The sequence below is a fragment of the Geodermatophilus maliterrae genome (assembly GCF_041018925.1).
Taxonomy (GTDB): domain Bacteria; phylum Actinomycetota; class Actinomycetes; order Mycobacteriales; family Geodermatophilaceae; genus Geodermatophilus; species Geodermatophilus maliterrae.
The window spans coordinates 1-21,194 of the sequence record NZ_JBFNXQ010000011.1; the positions used below are offsets into that span (position 1 = coordinate 1).

Sequence of the window (21,194 nt, forward strand, 5' to 3'; positions counted from 1 at the left end):
CCGTAGCCGACGAGCACCGCCGTCCGGCCGCCCGGCGCGGCGCCGCCGATCAGCCCGGCTTCGATCTCCCCGCCCGCCCCGCCGGCGCCGTCACCGGACGGCGCGGGCACGGGGCCGTCCGCGCCGTCGTCGATGGTGATGATCGGCGTCCCGACGTCGACGGTCGTGCCGGCCTCGTGCAGCAGCTCGGTCACCGTGCCGGCGTAGGGCGAGGGCAGCTCGACGGCGGCCTTGGCCGTCTCCACCTCGCACAGCGGCTGGTTGACGGTGACGGTGTCGCCGACGGCGACGAGCCACTGCAGGATCTCGCCCTCGGTGAGGCCCTCGCCGACGTCGGGGAGCTTGAACTGACGCTGTGCCATCGTCAGAACCCCATCGCGCGGTCGACGGCGTCGAGCACCCGGTCGAGGTCGGGGAGGTACTCCTCCTCGAGCTTCGACGGCGGGTAGGGCGTGTCGTAGCCGCCCACCCGCAGCACCGGCGCCTCCAGCGAGTGGAAGCAGGCCTCGGTCACCCGCGCGGCGATCTCCGCGCCCAGGCCGAGGGTCACCGGGGCCTCGTGGACGACGACGCAGCGCCCGGTGCGCCGGACCGAGTCGAACACCGGGTCGAGGTCGAGCGGGCTGACCGTGCGCAGGTCGACCACCTCGAGCGCGCGCCCCTCCTCCGCGGCCGCCTCGGCGGCCTGCAGCGCCGTCTTCACCATCGGGCCGTAGGCCAGCACGGTGACGTCGTCGCCCCCGCGGACCACGCGGGAGGCGAACAGCGGGTCGGGCGTGGCGTCGCGGTCGACCGGCGCCTTCTCCCAGTAGCGCCGCTTGGGCTCGAGGAAGACGACCGGGTCGGGGTGGGCGATGGCCTGCTGGATGCCCCAGTAGGCGTCGACCGGGTTGCTGACCGCGACGACCTTGAGCCCGGGGGTGTGCGCGAAGTAGGCCTCGGGGCTCTCGCTGTGGTGCTCGACGGCGCCGATGCCGCCGCCGAACGGGATGCGGATGACGATCGGCATGGGCAGCCGGCCGCGCGACCGGGCGTGGATCTTGGCCACCTGGGTGACGATCTGGTTGTAGGCGGGGAAGACGAACCCGTCGAACTGGATCTCGCAGACCGGCCGGTAGCCGCGCATGGCCAGGCCGACGGCGGTGCCCAGGATGCCGGCCTCGGCCAGCGGGGTGTCGACGACGCGGTCCTCGCCGAAGTCCTTCTGCAGGCCGTCGGTGATGCGGAAGACCCCGCCGAGGCGGCCGATGTCCTCGCCCATGAGCAGGACCTTGGCGTCGTCCTCCATGGCCCGGCGCAGGCCGAGGTTGAGCGCCTTGCCGATGGTGAGCGTCTCGGTGGCCATCAGTGCCCGCCTCCCGCGAACGATGCCTGGTAGGCCTCGAACTCCGCCTGCTGGGCGGCCAGCGGCGGCGGCTGCTCGGCGTAGACCCGGTCGAACATCGCCGTCCCCGGTGGGTCGGGCATCTCGACGGTGCCGGTGCGGATGCGCTTCGCCAGCTCGTCGGCCTCGGCCTCGACGCCGTCGAAGAACGCCGCGTCGGCGACGCCGGACCGCGACAGGTACGCCTTGACCCGGGCGATCGGGTCGCGCAGCTTCCACTCCTCCAGCTCGCTGGCCAGCCGGTAGCGGGTGGGGTCGTCGGAGGTGGTGTGCGCACCCATCCGGTAGGTGAACGCCTCGATGAAGGTGGGGCCCTGGCCCTCCCGGGCGGCGGCGAGCGCTGCGCGCGTGACGGCGAGGACGGCGAGCACGTCGTTGCCGTCGACCCGGACGCCGGGGAAGCCGAAGCCGGCCGCGCGCCGGTGCAGCGGCACCCGCGACTGGCGCTCCAGCGGCACGCTGATCGCGTACTGGTTGTTCTGGCAGAAGAAGACGACGGGCGCGGAGAAGCTCGCCGCCCAGATCATCGCCTCGTTGACCTCGCCCTGGCTGGTGGCGCCGTCGCCGAGGAAGGCGACCACCGCGTCCTCCGAGCCGTCGCGCTGCACGCCCATGGCGTAGCCGGTGGCGTGCAGGCACTGTGCGCCGATGACGACGGTGTAGAGGTTGAACCGGGTGGCGACCGGGTCCCAGCCGCCGTTGTCGACGCCGCGGAAGAGGCTCATGACGTGCAGCGGGTCGACCCCGCGGGTCCAGGCGACGCCGTGCTCGCGGTAGGTCGGGAAGGCCACGTCCGTGGGCGCCAGCGCCCGCCCGGCGCCCACCTGGGCGGCCTCCTGGCCGAGCAGCGAGGCCCAGATGCCGAGCTCGCCCTGGCGCTGCAGCGCGGTCGCCTCGGCGTCCCAGCGGCGCACCATGACCAGGTCGCGGTAGAGGTCGCGCAGCTCCTCGGCGGACACGTCGATCGCGTACTCGGGGTGCTCGACCCGCTCGCCCTCGGGGGTCAGCAGCTGCACCAGGTCGGCGTCGCGGGGCAGGTGCGGCGCCTCCGCCCCCGGTACGGGATCGACCACCTCGGTGGTCACGTCGGACACGCTCACGTGCTCCTCCTCGCCGTCGGCCGCGGCTGCCGGGGTCACCGGTCCCGCCGTGGTGCTGGACGTCCGTGCGTGCCGCCGGGGTGTGGCGCCACTCACACATCGTGGCACGCCCGGTCCTGTCCCGGAGCACACCACCACCCGGTCGGGGTGCGCAAGAGCCAGGACGGGGACTGCGCAGGATGTCCTGACGACGTCGCCCCGACGTGTCAGACTGCTCGCGTGCCCGCGCCGCAGGACCGCCTCGACGCCACGGACGCGCGCCTGGTGCAGGCCCTGACCGACGACCCGCGGGCCACGGTGATGGCGCTGTCCCAGCGGCTGGGGCTGGCCCGCAACACCGTGCAGGCCCGGCTGACGCGGCTGGAGGCCGGCGGGCTGCTCGCCCCGTTCGAGTCCCGGGTCCGCCCGGAGGCGCTGGGCTACCGGCTCGGCGCCTACGTGACCGTGCAGGTCGTCCAGCGCGGCCTGGAGGAGGTGGCCGCCGCACTGGCCGCCCTCCCCGAGGTGCTGGAGGTGACCGCCCTGTCCGGTGCCGCCGACCTGCTGGTGCGGGTGGTCGCCGTCGACGCCGACGACCTGTGGCGGCTCACCGAGCAGGTGCTCGCCCTGCCGGGTGTGGAGCGCACCGACACCGCGCTGGCGCTGCGCCGCTACGTCGACCACCGGGTCGGCCCGCTGCTCGAGCGCGCCGCCGGCACCGACCGGCCCGCCGGCTAGCGGCACCGCCGCCGGGTGGCGCTCAGCGGCTGACCCGGCGCACCCGGACCGGGCCGCGGGCGGCGGCGACGTCGACCACCGTGCCGCCCTGGGTCACCTCCACCACACCGCGGGCGGCCAGCCGGCCGGCCGCGGCGCGGGCCTCGGGCATCAGCGCCCGCCAGCCCTCCGGGTCGACCGCGCGGGCGGCCTCCGACGGGCAGATGGTCGCGCCCGGCGCCCGCGCGTCGAGCAGCACGTCGATGGCCCGCTCGAGGGCCCGCTCGAGGCCGGCGTCGTCCACGGCCCCAGGGTGACCTGCCCGGGTCGTTTGCGCAGGTCGCGCGCCCGGGTACCGCCGGGCGCATGGCGAAGCGCACCCCGGTGGGGACGTTCGGCAGGGGCCGGCGCGGCATCAGCACCCTCGGCTGGGCCCTGCGCGGTGCCGCCGCCGGCGCGGCCGGGACCACGGCCCTCAACGCGGTCACCTACCTCGACATGGTCGTCCGCGGCCGCGGCACCAGCTCCACCCCGGAGCAGACGGTGGAGGCGCTGGCTGCGAAGGCGCACGTCCCGATCCCCGGGGACGAGCAGACCCGGCAGAACCGGGTACAGGGACTGGGGCCGATCACCGGGCTGGTCACCGGCATCGGGTTCGGCGCGCTGACCGGGCTGGCCCGCGCCTCGGGCTTCCGGTCGCAACCGCTGGTGGGCACGCTGCTCACCACGCTCGGCGTCCTGGTGGTGGCCAACGGGCCGATGACGGCCCTGGGCATCACCGACCCGCGCACCTGGTCGGCCACCGACTGGGCCAGCGACATCGTGCCGCACCTGGCCTACGGCGCCGTCGTCACGACCACGATGGACGCCTTCGGATAGGGACCTCCCTGCCCCCCCACCACTCGCTCCGCTCGCGGCGGGCCCCTGCAGGGAGGCCACCCGTCAGGGAGCGGTCCAGCCGCGGGGGTCGACGCCGCCGGGCACGGGCGCCGCGGGGTCGTAGGGCGTCCGCGTGAAGACGAAGGTGCCGAGGTCGAGGTGGTCCTCGGCGATGCGCAGCGGCTCGCCGGCGTAGTAGCCGTCCAGGCCCACCCACGTGCCGTCGTCGCAGCGGCGGAAGCGGCTGGCCCGTCCCGCCCGCCCGGGCAGCGGCCCGAGGTGCAGCAGCCCGCCGGGCAGGGCGCGCAGCGCGGCCGGGGCCGGGCCCCAGTACCAGATCCCCAGCTGCTCCAGCGGCACCGGCGGCGGGGTGGGCACCCAGGTGTCGACGATCCGCGGCTCGGCGTCGCGCAGGTCGGCCAGCAGCCCCGGGACGAGCGGGTCCAGGCCGCTGGTGGTGTTGGCCAGGGAGACGCCGCCGGTGCCCTCCTCGCGGTCGACGAACACGCCGGCGAGGAACCCGGGCATCGAGCCGCCGTGGCCGGTGAGCGTGCGCCCGTCGACGCGCAGCACCTGCAGTCCCAGGCCGTAGGCCGACCACGCCGGCGAGGAGGGGTCGACGCCGGCGGGCACCGCCATCTCCTCGAGCGTCGCCGGGGAGAGGACGTCGCCGGTGTCGCCGAGCAGGAAGACGGCGAAGCGGGCGAGGTCGTCCAGCGTCGCCCACAGCTGGCCGGCGGCGGCCATCACGCCGGCGTCGTGCTCGGGCTCGGGCAGGACGACGTCGGCCCACGGGTGCACCGCGTACCCCTGCGCGGCCCGGCCGGACGGCCGCGGCGTCGTCCGGGTCATGCCCAGCGGCGCCAGCACCTCGGCGGTGACGACGTCGGCCCACGACCGCCCACGCAGCCGGGCGACCAGCTCACCGAGCAGGCCGAAGCCGAGGTTGGAGTAGTGGAAGCGGCGCGCCTCCCCGAGGACGACGTGCCCGTCGGCCAGCCGGAGGTCGGCCAGCGACCCGCCGGCCACCCGCTCCCACCAGCCGCCCGGGCTCTCGGCGGCGGCGCCGGCGAGGTGCGACAGCAGCTGCCCGACGCTCCGGTTCCCGAACGGTGTGCCGGGCACGTGCCGGTCGAGCGGGTCGTCGAGGTGCAGCCGGCCCTCGTCGCGCAGCCGCAGCACGGCGACGGCGGTGACGGTCTTGCTGATCGAACCGAGCCGGTACTGCACGTCGAGGTGCGGCTCCCCCACGTCACCGCGGCCGGCCGACCAGGCCAGCCCACCGTCGCGGACGACGCCGGCGACCAGGCTGGGCGCCCGGCCGTCGCGCTGCACGCGGGCGGTGCGGGCCAGCAGGGTGCGGGCGGTCGCGGGGAGCACGGGCTCGGCCATGCCCCGCACGGTAGGTCAGGCGCGCGCCGGTGCGGCCAACCGGCCGGTGCGCGTGGCCCAGCGCTCGAACACGACGGTGGCCAGCGGTGGGATCGAGGCGGCCAGCGCGAGCAGCGCCGTCCACCGCGACCAGCCGAGCACCCGGGCGGCGACCAGCGCGACGACGACGTAGGCGATGAAGACCGCCCCGTGGATCGGCCCGAACACCTGGACGCCCACCTCGGAGGTCTCCGGCACGTACTTGACGTACATGCCGGCGAGCAGGCCCAGCCAGGACAGCGCCTCGGCGACGGCGACGGCGCGGAAGGCGAGGGCGACGGTGCGGGAGTTCATGGGGAGCGGGTCCTCCGAGGGGGACGGTCGGGTCTCCCCTGCCCAACGGCCGGCCCGCGCCGGGCGTCCCGGCCGACCGTGTGACCTGCGTGGCAGGGTCGGGCCCGTGCGGGGGCTGGCGCGGCGGGAGTTCTGCCTGGTGCTGCTCCGCCGGATGGCCGACCTGCGGCCCGACCTGGTCGCCGAGGCGCTCCCCCGGCTGGGCGCCGACCGTGCCGCGGCGCACGCTGCCCACACGCGGTGGCAGGCGCTGCAGCACGCGCACCGGGCGCCGCGCGGCCTGGCGTTGCGCGCCGCCGTCCTCGGGCCGGCCGAGCGGGTCGAGGCGCGGCGCTTCGGCGACCTCGGCCTCGAGGTCCGGCACTGGCCGCTGCCGCTGTGGCCGCACCTGCGCTGGGAGGTCGTCTCGGGCCCGGGCGGCTCGGTGCTGCACGAGCACCTCGTCCGGGCGCCAGGCTCCCCGGTGCCGCCGGCGGCGGAGGGGCGACTGCGGGTGTGGGAGCACGTGGTCGCCGACGTCAGCAGCCTGCCCGGCGCGGTCGAGGCGGACCCGCAGGTGGTCACGCGCTGGGAGGTCCGGCTGCCGTCGGGCACCACCGCGGCGTTCGTGTGGGGCCTGCTGCAGCAGGTCAGCCGGACGCCGGTCTGACCTGCCGGTCGCCTCCCGGCACGGGCGCGGCAGGACCGGCCGGCAGGAAGCCGAGGAGGGCCGTCGCGACCACCAGTCCGGCCAGCGCGGGCGCACTCATCGCGACCAGGGCGGCCGCGGCCGAGCCGAAGACGAGCACCGTGGTCGTCACCCGGAGCACCGGGACGCCGACCACCGCCCGCGGTGCGGCGAACAGACCCCACAGGACGATCGCGACCAGCGGCAGCCCGACTCCGAGGAGCACCCGGACGACGCCTCCACCGGGCGCGCTGGACCCCCACCAGCCGAGCGCCACGAGAGCGGCGACCTCCGACACGAGCGCCGCCACCGCCGAGGCCCACCACGTCCGGGTCACGTCGACCTCCAGTTCGAGAGCGCCGCTCTCTTCGTAGATCACTGTCCTCGGACGGCGCGACGGCGTCAACCCCCGCCGGAGCCCCGGCACCTGGGCGGTGCCGGGGCTCCGGCGGGGAGGACGGTGCACCCCGCAGGGTCCCGCCGCGAGCTCGCGAGCGGTGGGGGCAGGGGGTCCTTCCCTCAGGCGACGCGGCGGGCGCCGGCGTAGCCGCCCATCGAGTCGACGCTGGCCACCTTGACGACGTCGCCCGAGGTCGGCGCGTGCACCATCTGGCCGTTGCCGATGTAGATGCCCACGTGGCTGACCGGGCTGTAGAAGAAGACCAGGTCACCGGGCTGCAGGTCCGCGCGGGAGACCGCCTGGCCCATGCGCGACTGCATGGCGCTGGAGTGCGGGAGGGTGACGCCGGCGGCGCGGAAGGCGTACTGGGTGAGACCGGAGCAGTCGTAGGAGCCCGGGCCGGCTGCCGCCCACACGTAGGGCTTTCCGCGCTGGGCCATGGCCGTGGCCACCGCCGTCGCGGCGGCACCGCTGCCCCCTCCGGCGGGGGCGGCCGCCGGGGCGCTGGACGTCCCGGCGGACGAGGAGCCGGAGGACGACGAGGTGGCGCTCCCGGCCGTCGAGCTCTCGGCGCGCTCGTCGTCGCGGCTGGCGCGGGTGTCCTCGGCGGCGTGCGCGGCCGCGGCGGCCTCGAGGGCGGCGCGCTGCTCCTCGGCGGTGAGCCGGGAGAAGTCGGCCTGGTAGTCGGCGATCTGCGCCTCGAGGCGGGCCTGCTGGGCGGCGACGTCGTCGTACTGGCGCTGGGCCTCGGCGGCGGCTTCGGCGGCGGCGGCCTGGGCGGCGGTGGCGGTCCCGGTGGCCGCGGCGGCCTGGCCGAGCAGCTCGCCCTGGTAGCCGGCGACGCCCTGGAGGAGCGTGACCCGGTTGACGAACTCGTCGGCGTCCTGGCTGGTCATGAGCGCCTGCAGCGGGCCCATGCTGTCGCCGGTGTAGGCGGAGCGGGCGATCCCGACGACCTGGTCGCGGGCGGCGTCGACGGCGGCCTGTGCCTGGGCGAGCGTCGCGGCGGCGGCCTCGGCGGCGGCCTGCTGGGCGGTCAGCGTCTCGCGGGCCTCGTTGAACTGCTCGGTGACGACCTCGAGCTCGTGCCCGCGGGCGGCGACGAGCCGGGCGGCCTCGGCGGCCGACGTCGGCTCCTCCGCCACGGCCGGCGCCGGGACGGCCCCGAGACCGAGACCCAGGCCGAGGGTGCCGACGAGGGCGAGGACGGCGCGGCGGCGCGACCGGGTGGAGGCGGACGTGCCGGGGACGGACGTGCTCAGGGGCGCCACGGTTCGGCGTCTCTCCTTCTCCCAGGCCGCCTACCGGGTTAGCTGACGGGTTCGGGCGTGGAGTCGCCCGGCGCGCACGGGTGTCCGCGCGCACTTCACCCCGGGACTGCGATGGGTCCCCGGCCCGGTCTCCCTCACGGGCGGACCGGCTCGACGGCGTCCACGGGGTGTCACCCAGGTCGGTGACGGAGTGCCCCATTGGACGTACTCACCGTAATGCCTGTGACTGCTTCGTGACAATGAGTCATTTGAATTCCCGTGTCACACCCGGTCGACCGGCCGGCTCCCGGTTCGGTCCACCCGGTTTGGGAGTGCCCCGTGCCGAGCACGAGTCGGAGCATGTCCTCATCCACGCGGATGCGCCTCGCCCGGCCGCTCCTCGCGCTCGCCCTGCTCGGCTCGGTGGTCGCCTGCGGTGACAACACCGACTTCTCCCGGGGCCCGACCAACTGCGACGCCAGCGGGGAGAACGCGAGCAACGAGCAGGACGCGAGCTGCCAGGAGACCGGCGAGAACCCGGGCAACGACGCGCCCACCACCGACGACACGAACCCCGACGACTGAGCCGACTCCCGCCCCGGCCGCTCGGCGGGCGCGGGACCGCCCGGACTGGTGGCATGAGCCGGTGAGCCCGGCACGGAGGTGGACGGCGGCCCGGCTGGGTGCCGAGACGCGGGCGCTGCTGGGCGGCGCCCGCCGCCTGCTGCGCGGCCGCGACCTCGCCCTCATCGCCGCGGGGCTGACCTTCTACGCCGGCATCGCCGTCGTGCCGCTGCTGCTGGTGGCCGTCCGGCTCACCGCGCTGGTGACCTCACCCACCGAGGTGCGCGCCCTCGTCGGGCGGTTGACCGAGCTGCTGCCGGCCGAGCTGGGCGCGCCCGGGGCGGTGGAGCGGCTGGCCGCCGCCGGCCTCCGCCTGGACCTGCTCGGCTTCCTCCTGGCGCTGGTGCCGCTGTCGTTCTACGGCGAGGGGCTGCGGCGCGCCCTGCTGCGCTTCAGCCGGCACCGGGACACCGACACCCTCACCGGCTGGCGCGGACGGGCGCTCACCCTGCCGCTGGTCGTCGTCACACCCGTGCTGCTGTACCCGCTGCTGCTGACGGCCCGCTTCATGGCCGACCTGGCCCTGGAGGAGGGCCTGGGTCCGGCCGTCGGCCGCTTCTTCGTCGGCTACTACTCGGTGCTGTTCGTCCTCACCGTGCCCCTGGCGTGGGGCTTCGGCGTGGTGGCCGCTGGCCGGCACCGCCGCCGCGCGGTGGCCTCCGGGGCGCTGTTCACCGCGGCCTGCCTGTCCGGCTTCCTGCAGGGGTTCGTGCTGTTCCTGTCGCTGCCCCTGGACCTCGGGGCACCGTTCGGCGGCCTGGTCGCCGTCGGCGCGGTGGTCGCCGTCGGCCTGTGGATGTTCCTGCTGCACCTGGTGCTGCTGGCCGGGTGGCTGCTCACCCAGTCGCTCGACGAGCGGCTGGGCCGGCGGCAGCGGGGGGACTACCCCGGGACCGGGAAGGGCGGGGGCTCCAGACCCGGGAGCGGTGGGAACCCGGGATCCGGGGAGGGCGGGGGCTCGGGAGCCGGTGCTGGTGCCGGCTCCGGTGCCGGTGCCGGCTCGGGTGCCGGTGCCGGTGCCGGTTCGGGAGCCGGCGCCTCGGGGGCGGGCGGCGGCGGCTCGGCCGGTGGTGCCTCCGGCGGCGCGGGCTCGGGGTCCGGCACCGGCACCGGCCTGGCCGGGGGTGCGGGAGCGGGCTCCACGTAGTCGCTGCCGTTGCTGACCAGGATCGACACCTGCTGACCCGGCACGGCGCGGCCACCCCGCGACGGGCTGGTGCCGAGGAACGTGCCCTCTGCCTCGTCGCCGTCGACGCGCACGGTGCGGGAGGTGAACCCCGCCTCGGCCAGCGCGCGCTCGCAGGACCGCACGCCGGAGCAGCCGGGCACCGGGCGGGTGTTGCCGTCCTGCACGGTGGGGTCGGCCGGCGGGAACTCGCCGCTGCCGCGGGCCTGCAGGATCGGCGCCATGGCGTTCCGCCAGATCGTTGCGCCCTTGCCGCCGCCGAAGCCGCCGACGTCCTCGTTGCGCTTGGGGTTGAGCACCATGACGCTCGCGGTGATCTCGGGCGTGTAGCCGACGAAGGCCACCGAGAAGTTGTCCTGCGAGGTGCCGGTCTTGCCGGCGATCTGGTGCCCGGGGACGTGGGCCCGCGCGCCGGTCTGCCCGGGGTTGCCCGGCTCGACGTCCTTGCGCAGCATCTGGTTCATCGTGTCGGCCACGCCCGGCGGGATCGCCTCCGGCGTGCACCGGTCGCCCACCGGCAGCGGCTCGCCGTCGACGCCGACCGCGGGCTCGCCGTGCCGGTCGAGGACGGCGGTCACCGGGACGACGTCGCACTGGGTGCCGCTCGCGGCGAAGGTCGAGTAGGCGCTGGCCAGCGCCAGCGGGCTGGTGGCCTCGGCGCCGAAGGTGAACGAGCCGCGGTTCTCGTCGATGATCTGCTGCGGCAGCTCGGGCGGGCTGAACTGGAACAGCCCCATCGCCTCGGCCATCCGCACCGGCTCCTCGACGCTGCCGAGGGCGTCCTCGAGGGCGAGGAAGTAGGTGTTGGACGACTGGTAGAGCGCCGTCGTCAGGTCCAGCGTCGAGCGGTAGCCCGACCCGGCGTTGCGCACGCAGTACCGGCCGTCGGTGTCGCGGCCCTGGCAGGGGCCGTTGTACACCCGGGAGACGTAGGGCTCGGGGGCCGTGAGCGTGTAGTACGACGAGTAGCCGCGGGCCAGCGCGGCGGCGGCCACGAACACCTTGTACGTCGAGCCCGAGCCCTGGCTGGGCGCGACGTTGAGGTTGAACGACTCCTGGGTGGGGTCGGCGAGGTCGTAGCCGAAGCTGCGGTTGACGCTCATCGCGAGCAGGTGACCGGTGCCGGGCTCGACGGCGGTGAACATGCCGGCCAGGGAGTCGTCCGGCGCCAGCGTCTCGAGGACCGCGGCGTCGCCGGAGCGCTGCAGCTCCGGGTCCAGCGTCGTCTGGACGACGTAGCCGCCGTTGTCCAGCTGCTCCTGGGTGAGCCCGAGCTCCTGGATCAGGTACCGCTGCACGAAGTCGCAGACGAACGGGCCGGCGCTGGCCTCCACACAGCCGCGGCGCGGAGCCGGCGCGGGCGTGAGCCCCAGGGGCTCGGCCTGCGCGGCGGCGGCCTGCTCCGGGGTCACGAGGCCCTGCTCGGCCATCCGCGACAGCACCTCGTCGCGGCGCGCCGTGGCCTCCTCGGGCGCGGTGAACGGGTCGTCGGAGGTGGGGCTCTGCACCAGCCCGGCCAGCAGCGCGGCCTGGGGCAGGGTGAGCGCGGCGGCGTCGACGCCGAAGAAGGCGCGGGCGGCGGGCTGGATGCCGTAGGCGTTCTGGCCGAAGTAGACGATGTTCAGGTAGCGGGTGAGGATCTCGTCCTTGGTGTGGACGTCCTCGACGGCCAGCGCCAGGCGGGCCTCGCGCAGCTTGCGGCCGAGCGTCTGCTCGGTGGCGGCCGAGCGCTCCTCGGCGGTGTCGGCGGTCTGCAGCAGGGTCTGCTTGACCAGCTGCTGGGTGAGCGTCGACCCGCCCTCGGCCACGGCACCCGCGGCGATGTTGCGGGCCAGCGCGCGGGCCGTCCCCTGCACGTCGAGGCCGTGGTGCTCGTGGAAGCGGGCGTCCTCGATGGCCACCATCGCCTGCTTCATGACCTCGGCGATCTCGCCGGACTCCACCGGGTCGCGGTTCTCGTCGTAGAAGTACGTGATCGGCTCGCCGTTCGCGGCGAGCAGGACGGTGTTGCCCGCGGGCGGGTCGCTGGTCAGCTCGGTGGGGAGGTCGCCGAGCAGGCCGGTCGACTGCTGGGCGGCCAGCGAGGGCGCGCCGACCCACGGGAGGAGCAGGCCGGCCACGAGGGCGCCGGCGACCACGATGGTGGCGGCCAACTGCAGCAGCGTGCTGAGCCGGCTCGGCAGCGGGTCCATGGGCGCCTCCCTCCCCTAGGGCCGCGAACACTGCAACAGGTATCGGCACGCGCCACAACCACCCGCGCCGAACGCCCTCCGCCAGGGACGCACGGGACGGGTGGTGCTCAGCAGACCAGTGGGGCGGGCAGGTCGTCGCGGTGGAGGACGACGAGCGTGCTCACCGCGCGGGTCAGCACCACGTAGAGCCGGTTGAGGCCACGCGGTTCGGCCGCGGCGATGGCCGCCGGGTCGGCGACGACGACGGCGTCGAACTCCAGCCCCTTGGCCAGCGTCGCCGGGACGACGGCGACCCGCGCGGCCGTGGCGTCGTCGTCGAGCACCGCGGCCGGCAGGCCGGCGTCGTGCAGCAGCCGGGCCACGTCCGGCACCGCGGCGTCGGCGCAGACGATCCCGATCGACCCCTCCTCCGCCGCGAGCTCGGCCACCACGACGGCCAGCGGCCCGGCGAGGTCGGTCACCGGCCGTACCGCCAGCGAGCCGGAGCCGCGGCGCACGGCCGAGGCCGCCGGCAACCCGGGGGCGATGACCGGCAGCAGCCGGTTGGCGTAGTCGAGGACCTCGCCCGGCACCCGGTAGCCGCGGGTGAGCGGGCGGACGGCGGTGCCGGGGCGGCCGAGGCCGGCCAGGGTGGGCGCCCACTCGGACGGCGACCAGGGGCTGGTGGCCTGGGCGAGGTCGCCGAGCACGGTGAGCGACCCCGCGGCCAGCCGGCGGGCCACCGCGCGGCACTGCATGGGCGAGAGGTCCTGCGCCTCGTCGACGACGACGTGCCCGTAGCCGGAGGTGCGCTCGATCAGCCCGGCGGCCTCGTCGACCAGGACGGCGTCGGCCTCGGTCCACGGGGTGGTGCGCACCGCGCGTGCGGGCGGCCGGTGCAGCAGCGCCTGCTCGTCGTCGGTGAGCAGGCCGCGGGCGGCGCGGGCGAGGACGGCGGGGTCGGTCAGCAGCGCGGCGACCAGACCGGCGGCGTCCCAGGCGGGCCAGACGGCGTCGCAGAACGCGCGGACCTCGGGGCTGCGGGCGGCGCGGCGGGTCTCGGCGTCCGTGGGACTGCCGCCGGCCTCCTCCTTCTGCCGCCGGGCGTCCTCGGCCAGCAGCAGCGCCAGCCGCTCCCGCCCCGCGGCGTGGTGCAGGCGCTGCTGGTCGTCGGGCACCCGCCCGCGCCGGCGCAGGTCGTCGACGTGGCGCTTGAGCCGCTCGACCGGCACCCGGTAGCGGCGGCCGGCCAGCGGGACGAGGACGTCGTCGGCGGGCTTGGCGATCGACCCCCACAGCGCGCGGGCGAGCACCTCGGCCATGCGGGCGTCGCCCTTGAGGACGGCGACCTCGGGACGGTCCTGCGCCCGCACCGGCACCCGGCCGGTCAGCCCGGCGACCGTCGTCTGCTCGACGTCGACCTCGCCGAGGGTGGGCAGCACCTGCTCGATGTAGCGGAGGAAGGCCCGGTTGGGCCCGACGACGAGGACGCCGGTGCGGGCCAGCTGCCCGCCGTGCGTGTAGAGCAGGTAGGCGGCGCGGTGCAGGCCCACCGCGGTCTTGCCGGTGCCCGGCGCACCCTGCACGCAGACCGACTCGGCCAGCGGCGCTCGCACGATCTCGTCCTGATCGGGCTGGACGGTGGCGACGATGTCGCGCATCGGGCCGCTGCGGGGGCGCTCGATCTCGTGGAGCAGGACCCGGCTCGACGTCTCGGAGAGCAGGACCCGGCTCGACGTCTCGGAGAGCAGGACCCGGCTCGACGTCTCGGAGAGCAGGACCCGGCTCGACGTCTCGGAGAGCAGGACCCGGCTCGGAGTGCCGTCGCGCAGCAGCGTGCCGTCGCCCTCCTCCCCTGCGGCCAGCAGCTCGTCCTCGTAGCCGGTGAGCTCGCCGCCGGAGAAACCGAAGCGGCGACGGCGCACCAGGCCCTGCGGATCGGCGGCGCTGGCCCGGTAGAACGGCCGGCTCATCGGCGCCCGCCAGTCGATGACGACCGGGGAGCCCGCGGCGTCGCGGAGGTGCCGGCGGCCGATGTGGAAGGTCTCCTCGGCCGTGTCGGTGCGCCCGAAGAAGGCGGGGACGCCGGGGTCGGCGGCCAGGGAGCGCAGCCGGTCGGCCCGGGCGGCACCCAGCCGCTCGGAGGCCCAGGCGTCGACCCCGGCGTCGACGACGGCGGAGGCGGCGGTGCGCATCTCGGTCAGACAGTCCCCGGCGAGGGCCAGGTGGGCGCGCTCGGCGGCGAGGACGGGGTCGGTCGCGGTGGCGGCGGTGGTCGTGTCGGTCGGCGTCGCGGACACGGTCGGTGGACGTTACGCCGTCCCGCCGTCCCCGTCTCCCCCGCGGACGACGGTGTGCGCTGACGCCGCGTCCGGGCAGCAGGAGTGCGCCCTGAGCGCACACCGTCCCGGACCCGGCGCGTCAGGCCGGGCGGTCGGCGGGCTCCACGACGTGGACCTGCACCGCGCGGAACTGCCCGGGGGTCGCGAGCAGGACCGCCTTCGTCGGCTCGCCGACCTCCAGCGCGGGCTCCCGGCGCAGCGCCGCCAGGGGTCGCAGCCGGGGGTCGGCGAGCACGTCGTCGACCATCCCGCGGTCGCCGCCGGTGAACAGCGCCGCCACGTCGCCGGCGTGCGGCAGCAGGACCCGGGCGGCGGTGTCGGCGGCCGCGGTCACCACGGCGTCGGCCTGGTTCGCGCGCCGGCGGGCGAAGCGCTGCTGGCTCCAGCCGCCGGCGGCGCTGCGCCCCTGCACGAGGCGGGTGTCGACCTTGGAGACGACCAGGTCGCCGCCGGCGAAGACCCCGGCCGCCCAGCGCCCGCGGCGCACCAGCAGCACCGCCGCCCGCCGCGGCTGCCGGGCCGCGGCGGTGAAGGAGGTCAGCAGCGGCGGGGCGGGCGTCCAGCCGAAGGGCGCCCGCAGCGTCACGCTGGTGCCGTCGGCGCAGGTCAGGTGCAGCGCCCCGTCGTCGCCGGCGGTCGTCCCGAGAGCCCCGTGCCGGGCGACGACACCGTCCAGCCACCGGCCCAGCCGCTCCGGGGCGACGCCGAGGACACGGCCGCCACCGGCCGCCGGCCGAGGACGGGTCACGAGCCCGGGGTCAGCCGGCCATCGCGGGCTCGGCGGCGTGCTCGGCCGGCACGTGCAGCAGCCGCTGGAACGCCAGCACGACGACGGCGGCGAGCCCCGCGGAGACCGTGGCGACGAGGAACGACGCGTTGGCGCCGTAGGTGTCGACGATCTTGCCGGCGACCGAGGTACCGACCGCGACGCCGAGCCCCAGCGCGGTGCCGATCCAGGTGAAGGCCTCGGTCACGGCCGACCGCGGCACGATCAGCTCGGCGAGGGTGAAGGAACTGATCAGCGACGGCGACACGGCCACGCCGGCGACGACGACCAGCGGGATCATCACCCAGACGTTGCCGACCAGCGAGAGCGGCACGGTGAGCACGGTCAGCGCCACGAGCACCACCAGCAGCCGGTGCCGCAGCGGGTGCCGCCAGTGGACGGCACCCCAGCCGATGCCGCTGGCCATGGAGCCGAGCGCCAGGCCGGCGATGAGCACGCCGGACAGCGCCATGGCGTCGACCTCGTCGGCGAAGGCGACCAGGGCGATCTCGAGCGTGCCGAGGATCGAGCCGACCGCGGCGCCCACGACGAAGAGCACCTTCAGGCCCGGCGTGCGGATCGCCGCGGGGCCCCGGCGGGCCTCGTGCCCGTGCGGCGGCGGCTCGGTGCGGCCCTGCGCGGCGAACAGCAGCGCGCCGACGACGGCCAGCGCGAAGGCGGTGACCACCCCGGAGGTCGCGTGCCCGGTGGTGGACAGGAACGTGACCAGCACCGGCCCGACGATGAAGACGAACTCGTCGACGACGGACTCCATCGCCAGCGCGGCCGGCAGCCGGGTGGTGCCGCGCAGCAGGTGCGTCCAGCGGACCCGGATCATCGAGGCGACCGGCGGGATGCACGCCCCGGCGAGACCGGCGGTGACGAAGAGGGTCCAGCGCGGCCAGTCCTCCTTGACCGCGGCCAGGAACAGCGCGCCGGCGGCGGCGAAGACGACGACCACCGGGAGCAGCGTCCGGCGCTGGCCGTGGGTGTCGGCCCACCGGCCGAGCACGGGTCCCGCGATCGCGGTGGTGACCGCACCGGCGGCCGCGACGGCGCCGCCCAGGCCGTAGGACCCGGTCTCGGAGGCGACGAGCAGGACGCAGCCCAGACCCACCATCGACAGCGGGAGCCGGCCGATGAAGGCGGCGAGCACCATGGGCAGCGCGTGCGGCGTGCGCAGCACGTGCAGGTACGGATTGGACACCGGGGTGGGACCTGTCGTCAGGGGACGCGGTTCTCCCGCCACGCTAACCGACGGTGGGGCGCAGGGCCGGGAGACGGCACGAGGCCGTGTCGGACAGGCCGCGGGCCCCGTCCCGGACGACGCTGTCCGGTGCGGGGCCCGCGTGGCCCCCTCCAGGGCACCGCCCCGAGCTCGCGAGGGGTGGGGAGGAGGGGGTCCTTCTTCAGGCGAGGCGGCTCTTGAGGATCTCCAGCTCGTCCCACATGGTGCTGGGCAGCTTGTCCCCGAACTTCTCGAACCACTCGGTGATCTGCGGGACCTCGGCGCGCCACTCGTCCTTGTCGACGGCGAGCGCCTTGCGCACCCGGTCCTGGGTCATGTCCAGGCCGGAGACGTCGAGGGAGTCCGCCGCCGGGACGTGGCCGACCGGGGTCTCCTCCGCGGCCGCGGTGCCCTCGAGGCGCTCGACGACCCACTTGAGGACCCGGCTGTTCTCGCCGAAGCCCGGCCACAGGAAGCCGCCGTCCTCGTCGCGGCGGAACCAGTTCACGTAGAAGATCCGCGGCAGCTTGGTGGCGTCGTGCGCCTTGCCGGTCTCGACCCAGTGCCGGAAGTAGTCACCGGCGTTGTAGCCGATGAAGGGCAGCATCGCGAACGGGTCGCGGCGGACGACGCCGACCGCGCCGGTGGCCGCCGCGGTCGTCTCCGAGGACAGGGTGGCACCCAGGAACACGCCGTGGTTCCAGTCCCGGGCCTCGGTGACCAGCGGGATCGTGGTCTTGCGGCGGCCGCCGAAGAGGATCGCCGAGATCGGCACGCCCTTCGGGTCCTCGTACTCCGGCGCCAGGATCGGGCACTGGGTGATCGGGGTGCAGAAGCGCGAGTTCGGGTGCGACGAGGGCTCGTCGGAGTCCGGCGTCCAGTCCTGCTTCTTCCAGCTGGTCAGGTGCGCGGGCGGCTCCTCGGTCATGCCCTCCCACCAGATGTCGCCGTCGTCGGTGAGGGCGACGTTGGTGAAGACCGAGTTGCCCTTGTCGATCGTGCGCATCGCGTTGGGGTTGGTGTCCCAGCCGGTGCCCGGCGCGACGCCGAACAGGCCGTACTCGGGGTTGAGCGCGTAGAGCCGGCCGTCCTCGCCGAAGCGCATCCAGGCGATGTCGTCGCCCAGGGTCTCGACCTTCCAGCCGGGGATGGTCGGCTCGAGCATCGCCAGGTTGGTCTTGCCGCAGGCGCTCGGGAAGGCCGCCGCGATGTAGTACGTCTTCTGCTGCGGGCTGGTCAGCTTGAGGATCAGCATGTGCTCGGCGAGCCAGCCCTCGTCACGGGCCATCGCCGAGGCGATCCGCAGCGAGTAGCACTTCTTGCCCAGCAGGGCGTTGCCGCCGTAGCCCGAGCCGTAGGACCAGATGGCCCGCTCCTCGGGGAAGTGCACGATGTACTTGGTCTGGCTGCACGGCCACGGCACGTCCTCCTGGCCCTCCTCGAGCGGGGCGCCCAGGGAGTGCATGGCCGGCACGAACGGCCGGTCGGTGCCCATCGCCTCGAGGATGCGGCTGCCGATGCGCGCCATGACCCGCATCGAGACGACGACGTACTCCGAGTCGGTGAGCTCGACGCCGAACATCGGGTTCTCGGCCTCGACCGGGCCCATGCAGAACGGGATGACGTACATCGTCCGGCCGCGCATCGAGCCGCGGTACAGCTCGGTCATGATCGACTTCATCTCGTCGGGGGCCATCCAGTTGTTGGTGGGCCCCGCGTCGGCCTCGTCGACCGAGCAGATGAAGGTGCGGTCCTCGACGCGCGCGACGTCGCTGGGGTCGGAGGCGCACCAGAAGGAGTTGGGCTTCTTCTCCAGGCGGGTGAAGGTGCCGGCCTCGACCAGCTGCTGGGTCAGCCGCTCCCACTCCTCGTCGGTGCCGTCGACCCACACCACCTGGTCCGGCTGCGTCAGCTCCGCCATCTCGCGCACCCAGGCGAGCAGGCGGGCGTGCGTGGTCGGGGCGTTCTCGAGACCGGGTGTGGCCAACTGAGTCACGGCGTCTCCATCCTCTGGGCACGCCGGGTGCGAGGGACACCGGCGCCGGTACCTGGCTGTGTGCGGGACGGCGGGGTGTCTCCGGCCGTCCGGTCGGCACAGCGTACAAGCGGGGACACCTGCCTGTAACGGTGAGAGATGTTACGTATAGGACGTCTTGTCATGGGCGTGCCGGTCCCCCGGAAGAGCACCGTCCCGCGCGGTGTTGGGTTCCTGTCGTGACCGGTCCCACACCTGCGACGCCCGCCCTGCTGACCCCGTTCGCCCTGCGGGGGCTGACCCTGCCCAACCGGCTGGTGGTCGCTCCGATGTGCCAGTACTCGGTGACCGACGGCCTCGTCGGCGACTACCACCTCGTGCACCTCGGCCGCTTCGCCCTCGGCGGCTTCGGCCTGGTCCTGGTGGAGGCCACGGCGGTGACGCCCGAGGGCCGGATCAGCCACGGGGACGTCGGCCTGTGGTCCGACGCGCACGTCCCGGGCCTGGCACGGGTGGCCGACTTCCTGCACGCCTCCGGTGCGGCGGCGGGCATCCAGCTCGCGCACGCCGGCGCCAAGGCCAGCAGCCAGCGCCCCTGGGACGGCGGCGCCGCGGTGGCACCGGAGAACGCCCGCCCCGGCGAGGACCCGTGGCCGACGGTCTCCGCCAGCGCCGTGCCGGTGGGTCCGGGCTGGCCGGTGCCGCACGAGCTGACCGCCGCCGAGCTCAGCGAGGTGCGCGAGGCCTTCGTCGCGGCGACCCGGCGGGCGCTCGCGGCCGGCTTCGACGTCGTCGAGGTGCACGCCGCGCACGGCTACCTGCTGCACCAGTTCCTCTCCCCGCTCTCCAACCGGCGCACCGACGCCTACGGCGGCTCGCGGGAGGCCCGCACGCGCTTCCCGCTCGAGGTGGTCGAGGCCGTCCGTGCCGCCTGGCCCGGCGACCGGCCGCTGTTCGTGCGGGTCTCGGCGGTCGACGGCACCGACGGCGGGACCACCCTCGACGACACCGTGGCGCTGGCCGCCGAGCTGCGCCGCCGTGGCGTCGACGTGGTGGACGCCTCCGGCGGCGGGCTCGGCGGCTGGCAGCACCCGCTCGGCTACGGCTACCAGGTGCCCTTCGCCGCCCGGATCCGCGCCGAGGCCGACGTCGCCACGATGGCGGTCGGGCTGATCGTCGACCCCGCGCAGGCCGAGGCCGTCGTCGCCGCCGGGATGGCGGACCTGGTCGCCGTCGCCCGCGAGGCGCAGGAGGACCCGAACTTCGCCGTCCACGCCGCCCGGGAGCTCACCGGCTCCCACACCGCCTACCCGGTGCAGTCCGGGCAGCGGCTGGGCCGCCGGCGGGAGTTCCTCGACACGCTGGGCCCGTGGACCGGGCCCGAGCCGGTGCAGGTGACGGCGCCCGAGCGCGCTCGATGACGTCGTCGCGGTCCGCGCTGGTCGCCGTCTCCGGTCTGCAGCTCGCGGCCGACCTGGCCGGGCTGGTCCTGGCGCTGCGCCGGCGGCGGGCCTTCGACACCCCGGTGCTCGCCGGGGACCCCGCCACGGTGGGGCGTGACGCGTGGTGGGCCGGGACGGCGCTGGGCCCGCCCGCGTGGACGGTCGCCGCGCACGGCTGGGCGCTGGCCCGGCTGGCCGCCGGTCCGGCCCCGCGGGCGGCCGCGGTGCTCGGGGGGGTGGGAGCGGCCCTGGTGCCCGGCTACCTGCAGGAGCGCCTGGTCCGGCGGCGGCTGACCCCGGCGGGCGCCGAGCCGGGTGAGACGGCCGTCGTCGCCGTGGGGCTGGCCGCCGCGGTCGCGATGGCCGTGCTCGGCGCGCGCGCCGCCCGGGCCTGAGCTCCCCACGCTCTGCGCCGGTCAGGCGTCGGGCGCGCGGCCGTAGTCGGGGCCGGTCGCGGCGAGGAAGGCGTCCCAGTCGGCGGGGACCGGTCGCCCGCCGACCTCCGCGTCGAACTTGTCCAGGTACCAGTGCCAGCCGAGGGCGAAGTCGGTGACGTCGGTGCCGGCCGCGAACACCTGGACGAAGTGCAGGGTGGTGCGGCCGCTCTCCACGGTGAGGTCGAGCTCGACCCGCCAGTCCTCCGTCCCGGCCTGCACCCACTGGACGACCAGCCGGCGCGGCGGGTCGCACTCGACGATCGTCACCTCCTCGCTCGCCGGCTCGGTCTCGTGGGTCATGGTGAACGCGCCGCGGCCGCCGCGTGCCCGCTCGCCCTCGTAGGTGCCGATCCAGCGGGACAGCCGGTCGGGCTCGGTGAGCGCGGCCCAGACGTCGTCGGGGCCGTCGGGCCAGGAGCGGCGGAACTCCAGGCGCTGCCGGCCGTCGGAGAGCGTGGTGACGGCGCCGCGGCGGTCGGTCGGGGCCCCGCTGGGGGTCTGCTGGTCGGTCACGGGGCGTCTCCGTCCGTCGGGGGGTGCGCCCGGGCCCGGCGGCCTCGGGCGATCTCGGTGTCCAGCGCGTCGAGCCGCTGGGCCCACAGGTCGCGGTAGGGCTCGAGCCACTCGTCGAGCTCCCGCAGCGGCCGCGGGTCCAGCGCGTAGAGCCGCCGGCGTCCCTCGACCCGGCTGCGGACCAGGCCGGCCTCGCGCAGCACGCGCAGGTGCCGGCTGACCGCCGGGCGGCTCACCGGGAACCGGTCGGCGAGCTCACCGGCGGCGAGCTCGCCCTGCGCCAGCAGGGCGACCAGCTGGCGGCGGGTCGGGTCGGCGAGAGCCGCGAGCGCCTCCACGGCACATGCGTAACACACGGGTTACGCATCGGCCAGGGATTCGCCGCCCTCGTCCAGGGGCAACCGGGAGC

Annotated in this window: 21 protein-coding genes, 1 pseudogene and 1 riboswitch; of the genes and pseudogenes, 7 read left to right on the plus strand and 15 right to left on the minus strand. The window is 75.6% G+C overall.

The features are described from left to right. From ABQ292_RS05630 to pdhA, 3 genes are all read right to left on the minus strand, one after another. On the minus strand, window positions 1-362 hold a 362-nt coding region (locus tag ABQ292_RS05630), incomplete at its 3' end, for a biotin/lipoyl-containing protein (RefSeq protein WP_369204108.1). A gap of 2 nt (window positions 363-364) precedes the next feature. Then, window positions 365-1,345: an alpha-ketoacid dehydrogenase subunit beta gene (locus ABQ292_RS05635; RefSeq protein WP_369204110.1), complete on the minus strand. Its 981-nt coding sequence runs from the start codon at window positions 1,343-1,345 to the stop codon at window positions 365-367. Further along, entirely contained in the window at window positions 1,345-2,484 is a 1,140-nt protein-coding gene (pdhA, locus tag ABQ292_RS05640) for a pyruvate dehydrogenase (acetyl-transferring) E1 component subunit alpha (protein WP_369204112.1), read from the minus strand. Before pdhA ends, ABQ292_RS05635 begins: the two co-directional genes overlap by 1 nt. 219 nt (window positions 2,485-2,703) lie before the next feature. Here pdhA and ABQ292_RS05645 point away from each other — a divergent pair, with 219 nt between their 5' ends. Then, window positions 2,704-3,201: an Lrp/AsnC family transcriptional regulator gene (locus ABQ292_RS05645; RefSeq protein WP_369204115.1), complete on the plus strand. Its 498-nt coding sequence runs from the start codon at window positions 2,704-2,706 to the stop codon at window positions 3,199-3,201. A 22-nt stretch (window positions 3,202-3,223) separates the two neighbouring features. On the opposite strand, the gene ABQ292_RS05650 is transcribed toward ABQ292_RS05645, so the two are convergent. Beyond that, window positions 3,224-3,484: a DUF3253 domain-containing protein gene (locus tag ABQ292_RS05650; protein WP_369204117.1), complete on the minus strand. Its 261-nt coding sequence runs from the start codon at window positions 3,482-3,484 to the stop codon at window positions 3,224-3,226. Window positions 3,485-3,546: 62 nt separating this feature from the next. Here ABQ292_RS05650 and ABQ292_RS05655 point away from each other — a divergent pair, with 62 nt between their 5' ends. Then, window positions 3,547-4,059 carry a hypothetical protein gene (locus ABQ292_RS05655; protein ID WP_369204119.1) on the plus strand — a complete coding sequence of 171 codons (513 nt, stop codon included), beginning with the start codon at window positions 3,547-3,549 and terminating at the stop codon, window positions 4,057-4,059. A 63-nt stretch (window positions 4,060-4,122) separates the two neighbouring features. On the opposite strand, the gene ABQ292_RS05660 is transcribed toward ABQ292_RS05655, so the two are convergent. Further along, window positions 4,123-5,451: a serine hydrolase domain-containing protein gene (locus ABQ292_RS05660; RefSeq protein WP_369204121.1), complete on the minus strand. Its 1,329-nt coding sequence runs from the start codon at window positions 5,449-5,451 to the stop codon at window positions 4,123-4,125. A gap of 15 nt (window positions 5,452-5,466) precedes the next feature. Beyond that, the gene (locus ABQ292_RS05665; RefSeq protein WP_369204123.1) at window positions 5,467-5,784 is read right to left on the minus strand and encodes a DUF3817 domain-containing protein; all 318 of its coding nucleotides are present in this window, start codon (window positions 5,782-5,784) and stop codon (window positions 5,467-5,469) included. A 106-nt stretch (window positions 5,785-5,890) separates the two neighbouring features. On the opposite strand from ABQ292_RS05665, the gene ABQ292_RS05670 reads away from it, so the two are divergent. Continuing rightward, window positions 5,891-6,433, plus strand: a complete 543-nt coding sequence (locus ABQ292_RS05670) for a hypothetical protein (protein WP_369204125.1) — start codon at window positions 5,891-5,893, stop codon at window positions 6,431-6,433. Here the strand turns inward: ABQ292_RS05670 and ABQ292_RS05675 are convergent. Beyond that, the gene (locus ABQ292_RS05675; RefSeq protein WP_369204127.1) at window positions 6,414-6,830 is read right to left on the minus strand and encodes a YrdB family protein; all 417 of its coding nucleotides are present in this window, start codon (window positions 6,828-6,830) and stop codon (window positions 6,414-6,416) included. The genes ABQ292_RS05670 and ABQ292_RS05675 overlap by 20 nt on opposite strands. A 140-nt stretch (window positions 6,831-6,970) precedes the next feature. After that, window positions 6,971-8,122: a C40 family peptidase gene (locus ABQ292_RS05680; RefSeq protein ID WP_369204129.1), complete on the minus strand. Its 1,152-nt coding sequence runs from the start codon at window positions 8,120-8,122 to the stop codon at window positions 6,971-6,973. A 13-nt stretch (window positions 8,123-8,135) separates the two neighbouring features. Beyond that, a riboswitch (cyclic di-AMP (ydaO/yuaA leader) is annotated at window positions 8,136-8,282 on the minus strand. 179 nt (window positions 8,283-8,461) lie between these two features. Between ABQ292_RS05680 and ABQ292_RS05685 the strand changes: the two genes are divergently transcribed. Then, window positions 8,462-8,686, plus strand: a complete 225-nt coding sequence (locus tag ABQ292_RS05685) for a hypothetical protein (RefSeq protein ID WP_369204131.1) — start codon at window positions 8,462-8,464, stop codon at window positions 8,684-8,686. A 61-nt stretch (window positions 8,687-8,747) separates the two neighbouring features. Continuing rightward, window positions 8,748-9,590 (plus strand): annotated as a pseudogene (locus ABQ292_RS05690) (YhjD/YihY/BrkB family envelope integrity protein); the annotation flags it as partial. Between the two features lie 17 nt (window positions 9,591-9,607). Here the strand turns inward: ABQ292_RS05690 and ABQ292_RS05695 are convergent. From ABQ292_RS05695 to ABQ292_RS05715, 5 genes are all read right to left on the minus strand, one after another. Then, window positions 9,608-12,103, minus strand: a complete 2,496-nt coding sequence (locus tag ABQ292_RS05695) for a transglycosylase domain-containing protein (RefSeq protein ID WP_369204133.1) — start codon at window positions 12,101-12,103, stop codon at window positions 9,608-9,610. Between the two features lie 107 nt (window positions 12,104-12,210). Beyond that, window positions 12,211-14,382, minus strand: coding sequence for a HelD family protein (locus ABQ292_RS05700; protein WP_369204136.1), 2,172 nt, complete (start codon window positions 14,380-14,382; stop codon window positions 12,211-12,213). A 121-nt stretch (window positions 14,383-14,503) separates the two neighbouring features. Then, the gene (locus ABQ292_RS05705; RefSeq protein WP_369204138.1) at window positions 14,504-15,172 is read right to left on the minus strand and encodes an acVLRF1 family peptidyl-tRNA hydrolase; all 669 of its coding nucleotides are present in this window, start codon (window positions 15,170-15,172) and stop codon (window positions 14,504-14,506) included. A gap of 10 nt (window positions 15,173-15,182) precedes the next feature. Beyond that, window positions 15,183-16,397, minus strand: coding sequence for an MFS transporter (locus ABQ292_RS05710; RefSeq protein WP_369204140.1), 1,215 nt, complete (start codon window positions 16,395-16,397; stop codon window positions 15,183-15,185). A 202-nt stretch (window positions 16,398-16,599) separates the two neighbouring features. Beyond that, on the minus strand, window positions 16,600-18,414 hold the full coding sequence (locus ABQ292_RS05715) for a phosphoenolpyruvate carboxykinase (GTP) (RefSeq protein ID WP_369204142.1): 1,815 nt from the start codon (window positions 18,412-18,414) through the stop codon (window positions 16,600-16,602). Window positions 18,415-18,632: 218 nt separating this feature from the next. Here ABQ292_RS05715 and ABQ292_RS05720 point away from each other — a divergent pair, with 218 nt between their 5' ends. Next, the gene (locus ABQ292_RS05720; protein WP_369204144.1) at window positions 18,633-19,814 is read left to right on the plus strand and encodes an NADH:flavin oxidoreductase/NADH oxidase; all 1,182 of its coding nucleotides are present in this window, start codon (window positions 18,633-18,635) and stop codon (window positions 19,812-19,814) included. Then, complete coding sequence (locus ABQ292_RS05725) at window positions 19,811-20,230, plus strand: hypothetical protein (protein ID WP_369204146.1); 420 nt, start codon at window positions 19,811-19,813, stop codon at window positions 20,228-20,230. Before ABQ292_RS05720 ends, ABQ292_RS05725 begins: the two co-directional genes overlap by 4 nt. A gap of 21 nt (window positions 20,231-20,251) precedes the next feature. Here the strand turns inward: ABQ292_RS05725 and ABQ292_RS05730 are convergent, their stop codons facing one another. Next, window positions 20,252-20,785 (minus strand): SRPBCC domain-containing protein, encoded by a 534-nt coding sequence (locus ABQ292_RS05730; protein WP_369204148.1) that lies wholly within the window; start codon window positions 20,783-20,785, stop codon window positions 20,252-20,254. After that, complete coding sequence (locus ABQ292_RS05735) at window positions 20,782-21,123, minus strand: ArsR/SmtB family transcription factor (protein WP_369204150.1); 342 nt, start codon at window positions 21,121-21,123, stop codon at window positions 20,782-20,784. Before ABQ292_RS05735 ends, ABQ292_RS05730 begins: the two co-directional genes overlap by 4 nt. Between the last annotated feature and the right edge of the window lie 71 nt (window positions 21,124-21,194).

Excerpts from the sequence above, each read along its gene's own strand:
- ABQ292_RS05635 (WP_369204110.1), bottom strand. The coding sequence starts at position 1,345 with ATGGCCACCGAGACGCTCACCATCGGCAAGGCGCTCAACCTCGGCCTG.
- ABQ292_RS05655 (WP_369204119.1), top strand. The coding sequence starts at position 3,547 with ATGGCGAAGCGCACCCCGGTGGGGACGTTCGGCAGGGGCCGGCGCGGC.
- ABQ292_RS05660 (WP_369204121.1), bottom strand. The coding sequence starts at position 5,451 with ATGGCCGAGCCCGTGCTCCCCGCGACCGCCCGCACCCTGCTGGCCCGC.
- ABQ292_RS05665 (WP_369204123.1), bottom strand. The coding sequence starts at position 5,784 with ATGAACTCCCGCACCGTCGCCCTCGCCTTCCGCGCCGTCGCCGTCGCC.
- ABQ292_RS05685 (WP_369204131.1), top strand. The coding sequence starts at position 8,462 with ATGTCCTCATCCACGCGGATGCGCCTCGCCCGGCCGCTCCTCGCGCTC.
- ABQ292_RS05695 (WP_369204133.1), bottom strand. The coding sequence starts at position 12,103 with ATGGACCCGCTGCCGAGCCGGCTCAGCACGCTGCTGCAGTTGGCCGCC.
- ABQ292_RS05725 (WP_369204146.1), top strand. The coding sequence starts at position 19,811 with ATGACGTCGTCGCGGTCCGCGCTGGTCGCCGTCTCCGGTCTGCAGCTC.